The following is a 1,035-nucleotide window of genomic DNA, read 5'->3' as shown; positions in this document are numbered from 1 at the left end:
TTTCGAGCAGAGAGCAAAGCGCGTTGCCTTGCTCTCCCGGCCGAGTGACCAACACTGCCATGATTAATCGTGGTCTGCGTACAGCTTGGTTAGAATGTCGCGGGCACCGTTATCAAGTAGCTCGTTAGCCAACTGGATACCGAGCGCTTCTCCATCTTTACGGTGACCACGCACTTCGCCACGCACAATTTCGCTGCCATCTGGTTCTCCGACGAGCGCGCGAAGCCAAATTTCATCACCTTCAAGTAGCGCGTAGCTACCGATTGGCACCTGACAGCCACCTTCAAGCGTTAGGTTCATGGCACGTTCGCACAACAAGCGATCGGCGGTGTCTTTATGGTTGAGTGGCTCCAGAAGTTTGAGTAAGCGTTCGTCGTCTACGCGGCATTCAATACCGACTGCGCCTTGGCCAACCGCTGGCAGTGATTGTTCTGGTTCGATAAAGCTGCGAATTCGGTCTTCCAATTTCAAGCGCTTTAGACCTGCGGCTGCAAGAATGATAGCGTCGTACTCACCCGCATCCAGTTTGCCAAGTCGAGTACCCACGTTGCCACGCAGTTCTTTGATAATGATGTCTGGGCGGTATTCTTTCAGTTGGCATTGGCGACGCAAACTGCAAGTACCGACGACCGCACCTTGAGGGAGTTCATTAATGTTGCTATAGGTATTAGAAACGAAGGCGTCGCGAGGGTCTTCTCGCTCGCAAATAGTCACGAGGCCAAGGCCTTCAGGGAAGTCGACAGGTACGTCTTTCATTGAGTGCACGGCTAGATCGGCGCGGCCTTCAAGCATGGCAACTTCAAGTTCTTTAACGAACAAGCCTTTGCCACCAACTTTAGCCAGCGGTGTATCCAAAATCACGTCACCTTTGGTCACCATGGTTACCAACTCGACTTCCAAGCCAGGATGAGCGGCTTGAAGAGCGTCTTTAACAAAATGAGCTTGCCATAGTGCAAGTGGGCTTTTTCGAGTTGCAATGCGAATCGGTGTGGATTGTGTCATGATCTTCTCAATGCTGTTTGGATTTGGGTTTAT

General features: G+C 51.5%; 1 protein-coding gene. It reads right to left on the bottom strand.

Annotated features, from left to right (window positions below):
• Positions 1-63: 63 nt before the first annotated feature.
• A complete protein-coding gene (gene hemC, locus R7E47_RS25355; protein ID WP_318085580.1) occupies positions 64-1,002 on the bottom strand; it encodes a hydroxymethylbilane synthase in 939 nt (312 codons plus the stop codon).
• Between the last annotated feature and the right edge of the window lie 33 nt (positions 1,003-1,035).

Origin of the sequence: Vibrio sp. Vb1026 (genome assembly GCF_033338745.1) — a bacterium.
Lineage (GTDB): Bacteria > Pseudomonadota > Gammaproteobacteria > Enterobacterales > Vibrionaceae > Vibrio > Vibrio alginolyticus.
Note: the sequence above shows the minus strand (reverse complement) of the source record. Positions and strands in the feature narration are given on the sequence as shown.